The organism is Pseudomonas sp. 2,4-D (assembly GCF_030418155.1).
In the GTDB taxonomy this organism is placed as follows: Bacteria; Pseudomonadota; Gammaproteobacteria; order Pseudomonadales; family Pseudomonadaceae; genus Aquipseudomonas; species Aquipseudomonas alloputida.
The window spans coordinates 148,239-158,013 of sequence record NZ_JAUHUI010000009.1 but is presented as its reverse complement, the minus strand read 5'-3'; the positions used below and the strand labels follow the sequence as shown (position 1 = coordinate 158,013).

Here is a 9,775-nt window from a genome sequence, read left to right as displayed (position 1 = left end):
TGTTGTCAGTGCTGGCCCCTTCGCGGGTAAAACCGCTCCTACAAGGCCTTTGTAGGGGCGGGTTTACCCGCGAAGGGGCCAGCACTGACAACATAAAGCTTCAGGCAAGAAAAAGCCGCCTCGAAAGGCGGCTCGTTCAGCTCACTCAGGCCTGCGGACGCATGTGCGGGAACAGGATGACGTCGCGGATCGACGGCGAGTTGGTCAGCAACATCACCAGGCGGTCAATGCCGATGCCTTCACCGGCGGTCGGCGGCATGCCGTACTCCAGCGCACGAACAAAGTCAGCGTCATAGTGCATGGCTTCATCGTCACCCGCGTCCTTCTCGGCCACCTGGGCCAGGAAGCGCTCGGCCTGATCTTCGGCATCGTTGAGCTCGGAGTAGGCGTTGGCGATTTCGCGGCCACCGATGAACAGCTCGAAACGGTCGGTAACGGCCGGGTTGTCGTCGTTGCGACGGGCCAGCGGCGACACTTCGAACGGGTACTCGGTAATGAAGTGCGGCTGTTCCAGCTTGTGCTCGACCAGCTCTTCGAAAATCATCACCTGCAGCTTGCCCAGGCCTTCATGGCCCAGCACCTTGGCGCCGGCCTTCCTGGCAATCTCGCGGGCGCGGTCGACGTCCTGCAGGTCGGCGGCGGTCAGCTCCGGGTTGTACTTGAGGATCGAGTCGAACACCGACAGGCGTACGAACGGCTCGCCGAAGTGGAAGACCTTGTCGCCGTACGGTACGTCGGTAGAGCCCAGTACCAGTTGCGCCAGCTCGCGGAACAGTTCCTCGGTGAGGTCCATGTTGTCGCGGTAGTCGGCGTAGGCCTGGTAGAACTCGAGCATGGTGAATTCAGGGTTGTGACGAGTCGAAACGCCTTCGTTACGGAAGTTGCGGTTGATCTCGAACACTTTCTCAAAACCACCGACCACCAGACGCTTGAGGTACAGCTCCGGCGCGATACGCAGGAACATGGCCATGTCCAGGGCATTGTGGTGGGTTTCGAACGGCTTGGCAGCGGCGCCGCCCGGGATGGTCTGCAGCATCGGCGTCTCGACTTCGAGGAAGTCACGCTCGATGAGGAACTTGCGGATGTGCGAGATCACCTGCGAACGCACACGGAAGGTGTGGCGGGTTTCTTCGTTGACCATCAGGTCGACGTAGCGCTGACGGTAGCGCTGCTCGGTGTCGGTCAGGCCGTGGTGCTTGTCGGGCAGCGGGCGCAGCGACTTGGTCAGCAGGCGCACGTTGGTCATTTCGACGTACAGGTCGCCCTTGCCGGAACGGGCCAGGGTGCCTTCGGCGCTGATGATGTCGCCCAGGTCCCAGGTCTTGACCGCGGCCAGGGTTTCTTCCGGCAGGGTCTTGCGGTTGACGTAGACCTGAATACGGCCAGTCATGTCCTGGATGACCATGAACGAACCACGGTTGAGCATGATGCGGCCGGCGACCTTGACCGGGATCGCGGCTGCTTCCAGCTCTTCCTTGGTCTTGTCCGCATACTGCTTCTGCAGGTCGTTGCAGTAGCTGTCGCGACGGAAGTCGTTGGGGAAGGCATTGCCCTTGGCGCGCTCGGCGGCAAGTTTTTCCTTGCGCAGGGCGATCAGGGCGTTTTCTTCCTGTTGCAGGTCTTGCGATTCGGTCTTGAGGTCGCTCATGTCGTCATTCTTTCCATCAGGTATTCGTTGCCCGTTCCGGGCAGGGCACGCGCTACCGGCGGCTGGCCAGGTAGCGCGGCATGGGGGTGCGAATTACAGGCCCTGCTTGAGGCTCGCTTCCAGGTACTGGTCGAGGTCGCCGTCCAGGACTTTCTGGCAATCGCTACGCTCGACGCCGGTACGCAAGTCCTTGATACGCGAGTCATCCAGTACGTAGGAGCGGATCTGGTGGCCCCAGCCGATGTCCGACTTGCTGTCTTCCAGCGCCTGCGAAGCAGCGTTGCGCTTCTGCATTTCCAGCTCGTACAACTTGGCCCGCAGCATTTTCATGGCGGTGTCCTTGTTGGCGTGCTGAGAACGTTCGTTCTGGCAAGCCACCACGGTGTTGGTCGGTACGTGAGTGATACGTACTGCCGAGTCGGTGGTGTTCACGTGCTGGCCACCGGCACCGGAGGAACGGTAGGTGTCGATGCGCAGGTCGGACGGGTTGATCTCGATTTCGACCTTGTCGTCGATCTCGGGCGATACGAACACCGCCGAGAACGACGTGTGGCGACGGGCACCGGAGTCGAACGGGCTCTTGCGCACCAGGCGGTGCACACCGATTTCGGTGCGCAGCCAGCCGAAGGCATATTCGCCCTTGATGTGCACGGTTGCACCTTTGATACCGGCCACTTCACCTTCGGAAAGCTCGATGATGGTGGCGTCGAAACCACGCTTGTCAGCCCAGCGCAGGTACATGCGCAGCAGGATGTTGGCCCAGTCCTGCGCTTCGGTACCACCGGAACCGGCCTGGATGTCCAGGTAGGCGTTGTTCATGTCCATCTCGCCGCTGAACATGCGACGGAACTCAAGCTGGGCCAGGTTTTCTTCCAGGCTTTCCAGCTCGGTCACGACGTCGCCGACGGCGCCTTCGTCATTTTCTTCGACGGCCATGTCGAGCAGGTCCTGGCAGTCACCCAGGCCGTTGGACAGCTTGTCCAGGGTCTCGACGACCTGGGCCAGCATGGCACGCTCGCGGCCCAGTGCCTGGGCGTACTCAGGCTTGTTCCAGACGTTGGGGTCTTCCAGCTCGCGGTTGACTTCGATCAGGCGGTCATGCTTGTGATCGTAGTCAAAGATACCCCCGAATTGACTGGGAACGCTCGGTGAGGTCCTTGATGGTGTTCAGGATCGGTTGGATTTCCATGGGCGGGCTACTCGTGCGAATTCGGTGAAAAGCCCGCGAGTATAACCGAGTCCGCAGCATGGCGGCAGACCCGCCGGGCGGTCGTATGTAGATAGGGCAACCTGCGCTCCCACACAGGCCGCGCCGTCTCCAAGAGCTCAGGCGATGCCGACTTGGTTACGCCCACCGTTCTTGGCCAGGTAAAGACCTTTATCGGCCGCCGAAATCAGCTGCCGGCAATGGCTGCCGATAGCCGGAGTCTGGGTGGCCAGGCCGATGCTCACGGTCAAGAACGTATCAGCGGTCGGCGCAGTATGGGGGATGCCAAGGCCCAGCACGGTCTGGCGCAGTTTTTCGGCCACCAACCGCGCCCCGCCTGGCGAGGTGTTGGGCAGCACCAGGGCGAACTCTTCGCCGCCATAGCGCGCCGGCAGGTCGGTCGGCCGCGAGCACGAGCTACGGATGGCTTCGGCGACCTGGCGCAAGGCCTCGTCACCGGCCAGATGGCCAAAGCTGTCGTTGTAGACTTTGAAGTAATCCACGTCGATCATGAGCAACGACAACTGCTGCTGCTCACGCATCGCCCGGCGCCATTCCAGCTCCAGGTATTCGTCGAAGTGGCGACGGTTGGACAGCCCGGTGAGGCCATCGGAGTTCATCAGCCGCTGCAGCATCAGGTTGGAATCAAGCAACTGCTGCTGGCTGACGCGCAGGGCACGGTAGGCCTCGTCGCGCTGCAGCAGGGTCAGGTAGGAGCGCGAGTGGTAACGGATGCGTGCCACCAGTTCGATGGTGTCAGGCAGCTTGACCAGGTAATCGTTGGCCCCGGCGGCAAATGCCGCACTCTTTACCAACGGGTCTTCCTTGGTCGACAGGACGATGATCGGGATGTCCTGAGTCACCGGGTTGTTGCGGTACTCACGCACCAGGGTCAAGCCGTCCAGGCCAGGCATGATCAGGTCCTGAAGAATGACCGTAGGCTTGATGCGCATGGCCTGGGCCACCGCCTGGTGCGGGTCGGCACAGAAGTGGAAGTCGATGTTGTCTTCATCGGCCAAGCCACGCCGCACCGCTTCGCCGATCATGGCCTGGTCATCAACCAGCAGCACCATCGCCGAGTTCTCGTTGGTGGTCGCGAAACCTTCGATCGGTAAATCATTCATCATTGTTCACCCGATCACTACCGGCCTGGCGGCGTGATTCAATACATTTCGTCATTTTGCGAAAAATTCAGTCAAGCGCCCGGCAATGCGTTCCAGCGGGCGAATTTCCACGGCGGCATCAATAGCCGCAGCGGCCTTGGGCATGCCGTACACCGCGCTGCTGGCCTGATCCTGGGCAATGGTCAGAAAGCCCTGCTGACGCATCAGCTTCAGGCCCTGGGCACCGTCGCGGCCCATGCCGGTGAGCAGCACGCCCACTGCATCACCATTCCAGTAACGTGCCACGCTCTCGAAGAACACATCGATCGAGGGCCGGTAAATTTCATTCACAGGTTCGGCAGTGTAGGCCAGTTGGCCATTCTGTAGCAGGCGAATGTGGTGGTTGGTACCGGCCAGGAGTACCTGCCCTGGCTGCGGCGGTTCGCCTTCACGGGCCAGGCGCACCGGCAGGCCTGCTGCGCTGCTGAGCCATTCGGCCATGCCTGCGGCAAACACCTGGTCCACGTGCTGGACCAGCACGATGGCCGCCGGAAACGCTGCCGGCAAACCCTTGAGCAGCACTTCGAGTGCTGCCGGGCCACCCGCCGAAGACCCGATTGCCACCAACCCGCGGCGCTGGGAAGCCTCGCGCAGCGGTGCAGCCACCGACCTTGCGGCAGGTGCACGCTGCTGGCCGACCAGCCAGCCGATATTGAGGATCTTGCGCAGCAAGGGCGCCGCCGCTTCGCGGGCATCGCCAGCGCCCAACGCCGGGGTGTCGACCACATCGAGGGCGCCATGGCCCATGGCCTCGAATACACGGTGTACGTTCTGCTTACGGTCGACCGTGACGATAACAATGGCGCACGGGGTTTCGGCCATGATCCGCCGGGTTGCCTCGACACCGTCCATCACCGGCATGATCAGGTCCATGAGGATCAGGTCCGGTAACTGCTCGGTGCAGCGCTGCACCGCCTCGGCACCGTTACTGGCCACCCACACGACCTGGTGTGCGGGCTCCAGGGCGACCGCCCGGCGCAACGCTTCGACGGCCAGGGGCATGTCATTGACGATGGCGATCTTCATCCCTGAGCACCTCCGATCAGTTCCACAACAGCATCCAGCAACGCATCGTCGTGGAAACTGGCCTTTGCCAAATAGTAGTCGGCGCCGGCGTCCAGGCCACGCCGTCGGTCTTCCTCACGGTCTTTATAGGACACCACCATCACCGGCAATGACTGCAGACGCTGGTCGCGACGCACCAGGGTAACCAGCTCGATACCGTCCATGCGCGGCATGTCGATGTCGGTGATCAACAGGTCGAAGTCCTCGCTGCGCAGGGCGTTCCAGCCGTCCATGCCATCCACCGCCACTGCCACGTCGTAGCCACGGTTGCCCAGCAGTTTGCGCTGCAGTTCGCGCACGGTCAGCGAGTCGTCGACCACCAGGATGCGTTTGCGGACAGCGCCACGGGCTCCGCTGCTGCCGCGTTCGATGCGCTCCAGGCTGCCGGTGCTGAGCAGTTTTTCCACCGAGCGTAGCAAGTCTTCGACATCGACAATCAGGACCACCGAGCCATCATCGAGCAAGGCGCCGGAGGAAATGTCCTGCACCTTACCCAGGCGTGGGTCGAGCGGCATCACGACCAGCACCCGCTCCCCCACCAGCCGCTCCACGGCCACGCCATACAGCTGCTCGCGCTCACGAATCACCACTACCCGCAAGCTGGCTTCGTCGCTTTGCCCCGCCGGGCGATTGAGCAACTGGCTGGCCGCCACCAGGCCAATATGCCGGCCTTCGTGCCAGAAGTGCTGGCGCCCTTCAATCTGCACGATCTGTTCGGCGGTCACTTCCAGCGTGCGCTCGATATGCGCCAGCGGGAAGGCGTAAGCCTCCCCGCCCACCTCGACCACCAGGCTGCGAACGACCGACAGGGTCAGCGGCACCTGAAGATGGAAGCGACAGCCTTGCCCTGCCACCTGGGTCAACTCGATCGAGCCGCGCAGCTCGCGGATCAAGTGCTGCACCGCATCCAGCCCCACACCGCGCCCAGACACTTCGGTAACCTTGTCACGCAGGCTGAAACCGGGCAGGAACAGGAACGTCAGCAGCTCCGCCTCACTCATCCGCGCCACCGTGTCAGCGGGCGACAGGGCGCGCTCGACGATGCTGCTGCGCAGGCGCTCCAGATCGATACCAGCGCCATCGTCGATCAACTCCAGACTGAGCATGCCCGCCTGGTGCGAAGCCCGCAGGCGGATCACACCCTCGGCCGGCTTGCCCGCCAGCAGGCGCCACTCGGGCAATTCGATGCCATGGTCGACGGCATTGCGCAACAGGTGGGTCAGCGGTGCTTCGAGCTTTTCCAGCACATCGCGGTCGACCTGGGTCTTCTCCCCTTCCACCACCAGCCGCACCGGCTTGCCCAGCGAACGGCCCAGGTCGCGGACCATGCGGCTTTGCCCGGTCAGCACGTCGGCAAACGGCCGCATCCGGCAGGCCAGGGCGGTGTCATACAACAACTGCGCACGCTGGCTGGCCTGCCAGCCGAACTCATCCAGGTCGGCCGCCTGCTGCTGCAGAATCTGCTGGGTCTCTGCCAGCAGGCGCTGGGTCTGTGCCAAGGCTTCGAGCACTTCGTTGCCCTGCCCCGTGTCTTCCAGCTGCATGCGCAAGCCGTCAAGCGCCTGCATACCTTGGCCGTGCATGCGCTTGAGGCGCTGCAGGGTAGCCAGATAGGGCTTGAGCCGCTGGGTTTCCACCAACGACTTACTGGACAGGTCAAGCAGGCTATTGAGGCGGTCGGCAGTGACACGCAGTACCCGCTCGGCACCTTCGCCAGCGCGCTTGCCAGCCTTGCGCCGCAGGGCGGGTTCGGGCTCTGGTTCCTGCGTTTCGGCTGGCATTACCACGGGTGCAGGCGGCAGGGTTGCCAGCGGCGGCTCCGGCGGCACGGATGCAGCCAGCGGCACCACAGGCATGGCAGAGGCGCCCGGGTCGAGCAGGCTGGCCATTTGCGCAAGAAACACCGGCAAGGTCGCCTGCGCACCTGCATCGCCGGGTGTGGCAATACGCATCAACAGGTCGGTACCTTGCAACAGCGCGTCAATATGCTCGGCGGTCAGCCGCAGTCGACCTTCCTGGGCCGCCACCAGGCAGTCTTCCATCACGTGGGCGACACTGACGCCAGCATCCACCCCGACAATGCGCGCAGCCCCCTTGAGCGAGTGGGCAGCGCGCATGCAGGCCTCGAGCTGGTCGGCCTGGGTGGGGTTGCGCTCCAGTGCCATCAGGCCGGCATTGAGTACTTGGGTCTGCGCCTCGGCCTCCAGGCTGAACAGTTCGAGCAACGATGCGTCGCGCATTTGCTCTGGGGTCATGACAGGCTCCGCTGCACGGCAGACAGTAAGTGTTGATCGTCCAGAACCCGCACGCTGCGGCCGCGCCACTGCAAGACTGCGGCGGTGAAGCGTGTGGCGTCCCGGCCACTGCCCAGCAACTGCGGGTCGAGCCGGTGAATACCGTCGATTTCCTCGACAGCCATCACCACCGGCCCGCCTTCGGCGGCCAGAATCAGCATACGTGGCATCGCCCGTGCGCTGCGTTGCTCGGTGGAGCCGGCCTGCACTCCGAGCAAGTCAGCCAGGGACAGGCACGGCACCAACGCACCGCGTACATTGGCAACCCCATGCAGCAGCCGCGAGCGCTGGTGCGGCAATGAATGCACCGCCTGCAACGGGGCGATTTCGGCCAGGCAGGCGGTAGCCAGCGCCAGCCACTCTTCGCCCAGACGGAACAGCAGCATCGAGCGACCGGTGTTTTCCGCGTCCGGCTGCACAGCTGCAGCCTGGTGCTCTTGCACCAGCGCATAGCGGTCGAGCAAACGCGTGGCCGCAGCGGCATACACCTCGCAATTGCGGCAATGAACATGCCGCTCCAGCAGCGGGCACTGCTTGTCGCCGCGCACGCCAATGCGGTTCCAGCAGTCGTCGATGTGCGCGTCATCTTCGGCGAGCAACTGCATCGCGGATTCACTGTTCATCGTTCAGACCCCCGGCCAGCCCGCGCCGCGCGCTCCTGAAGGCGCCGAGCGCCGGCCAGATCACCCTGGGCCGCCAGCAAGGCGGCCAGGTGCACCAGTGCCTCGGGGTGCTGTGGTTCCAGGTACAGGGCCTTGCGATAGTGGCTCAGCGCCTGCTGCGCATCGCCTTCAGTATCACTGAGCAAACCCAGCCAGTAGTACACCTGTGCCGACGGCGGGTACTGGCTCAGGTAGCGCTGGCATTCGCTACGGGCCTGCTCGCTGGCACCGGCATTGGCCAGCCGGGCAATGCCGGCCAGCAACTCGCTGGCTCCCTCGTGGCGGTGCTCGCGGACTGGCGCTGGCCTGGCCGCCACCGGCAGCACACGCAGCGAACGAGGCAACGGCACACTGGGCTGCGGATAAACCGGTGCGGGCAACGTCGTGAACGCCCGCTTGCCAGGTTGGGCGGGTGCCGCCGCCAAGGGGGCGCTGTCGCCTTCATGACGCACGTAGGCAAACGACTGGGCGATCCCCAATGGACGCATGCCCATGCGTGCCAGCAAGCTGCCTTCGGCCGGGCCGATGAACAGCACACCCTGCGGATGCAGCAAGCGCTTGAGCACTTCGAATACACGCTGTTGTGTCGGTACGTCGAAATAGATCAAGAGGTTGCGACAGAACACGAAGTCATACAGGCCGTCGCGGCTGGCCAGCGCCGGGTCAAGCACATTGCCCACCCGCAGGCTGACTTGCTGGCGTACCCGCTCATGCAGGCGGTGGCCTTCGTCCAGAGCATCGAAGTAGCGCTCGCGAAAGCCCAGTTCGCTACCCCGGAACGCATTGCGCCCATACACCGCCTGCACGGCCTTGGCTACTGAACTTGGGCTGATGTCCATTCCATCGACAAGGAATGCCCCAGGCGCCATGCCGGCGTCAAACAAGGCCATGGCCAGCGAATAGGGCTCCTCGCCGGTAGAACACGGCAGGCTGAGCAATCGCAGCGGGCGCGCGCCAGCCAGTTGAGCCAGCCGTTTATGGGCCAGGCTGGCCAGCGCAGTGAAGGATTCGGGGTAACGGAAAAACCAGGTTTCCGGGACGATCACCGCTTCGATCAGCGCCTGTTGCTCATCTGCCGACTGCTGCAGGCGCAGCCAGTAATCGTCCAGGTCCATCGCGCCCGCAGCCACGCAACGTTGGCGCAGCGCGCGTTCGACCATGGGCGCGCCCACCGACTCCACGTCCAGGCCAATACGCTCGCGCAAGAAGCGGAAGAAACGCTGTTCGTTCATGTTGGCATCCCTGTCGGGTCTTGCGTGTACAGCAATTCGTGCACGGTGTCAGGCAGCAGGTCATTGACTTCGATGCGCTGCAGCAGGCCTTGGGCATCCTGGCGCACCGGGCCCAGATAAGGCGCATCGCCTGTGTCCACCCCATAGGGCTGAAACTCGTCCGGTTGGCAACGCAGGGTTTCGGTGGCCTGCTCCAGGATCAGGCCAAGCTGCAGGCCGCCTCGATAGTGCACCAGCACCAGGCGGGTGCTGGTGCGTTGCACCGCCGGCTGGCCAAAGCTCAAGGCGGCAAGGTCGATGACCGGTACCAGCTGGCCACGATGGGCGAGGATACCCGCGACCCAGGCAGGTGCCTGGGCGATCGGCTTGAGCGGCTGACGCGGCAGCACTTCGATCACCTCGTGCACGCTCAGGGCAAAACGCTGCGCTCTGATGCGAAACTGCAGGTACAACGCCCCCTTGGCGTTCTCCGCCCACGCCGCGCGCGGTTGCAAGTCGTTCATC

At 63.6% G+C, this 9,775-nt stretch carries 8 protein-coding genes; all 8 read right to left on the bottom strand.

The window, feature by feature from the left end; genetic code table 11:
• Nucleotides 1–145: 145 nt before the first annotated feature.
• Nucleotides 146–1,648: a lysine--tRNA ligase gene (lysS, locus tag QYE47_RS09740; RefSeq protein WP_010952588.1), complete on the bottom strand. Its 1,503-nt coding sequence runs from the start codon at nt 1,646–1,648 to the stop codon at nt 146–148.
• A gap of 93 nt (nt 1,649–1,741) precedes the next feature.
• Nucleotides 1,742–2,837 (bottom strand): peptide chain release factor 2 gene (prfB, locus tag QYE47_RS09735; protein ID WP_061405587.1). Its coding sequence is split into 2 segments (ribosomal slippage): nt 1,742–2,764 and nt 2,766–2,837, totalling 1,095 coding nucleotides; the frame shifts between segments, so codons are not numbered across the junction.
• Nucleotides 2,838–2,974: 137 nt separating this feature from the next.
• On the bottom strand, nt 2,975–3,979 hold the full coding sequence (wspR, locus tag QYE47_RS09730) for a Wsp signal transduction system regulator diguanylate cyclase WspR (protein ID WP_004575465.1): 1,005 nt from the start codon (nt 3,977–3,979) through the stop codon (nt 2,975–2,977).
• Between the two features lie 51 nt (nt 3,980–4,030).
• Nucleotides 4,031–5,044 (bottom strand): Wsp signal transduction system protein-glutamate methylesterase WspF, encoded by a 1,014-nt coding sequence (gene wspF / locus QYE47_RS09725; RefSeq protein ID WP_010952586.1) that lies wholly within the window; start codon nt 5,042–5,044, stop codon nt 4,031–4,033.
• A complete protein-coding gene (locus tag QYE47_RS09720) occupies nt 5,041–7,338 on the bottom strand; it encodes a hybrid sensor histidine kinase/response regulator (protein WP_070384303.1) in 2,298 nt (765 codons plus the stop codon). Before QYE47_RS09720 ends, wspF begins: the two co-directional genes overlap by 4 nt.
• Nucleotides 7,335–8,000, bottom strand: a complete 666-nt coding sequence (locus QYE47_RS09715) for a chemotaxis protein CheW (protein ID WP_003252198.1) — start codon at nt 7,998–8,000, stop codon at nt 7,335–7,337. The genes QYE47_RS09720 and QYE47_RS09715 overlap by 4 nt, the downstream gene beginning before the upstream one ends.
• The gene (locus QYE47_RS09710; RefSeq protein ID WP_014592174.1) at nt 7,997–9,271 is read right to left on the bottom strand and encodes a protein-glutamate O-methyltransferase CheR; all 1,275 of its coding nucleotides are present in this window, start codon (nt 9,269–9,271) and stop codon (nt 7,997–7,999) included. The genes QYE47_RS09715 and QYE47_RS09710 overlap by 4 nt, the downstream gene beginning before the upstream one ends.
• A complete protein-coding gene (locus QYE47_RS09705; protein ID WP_014592175.1) occupies nt 9,268–9,774 on the bottom strand; it encodes a chemotaxis protein CheW in 507 nt (168 codons plus the stop codon). The genes QYE47_RS09710 and QYE47_RS09705 overlap by 4 nt, the downstream gene beginning before the upstream one ends.
• Nucleotide 9,775 lies beyond the last annotated feature (1 nt).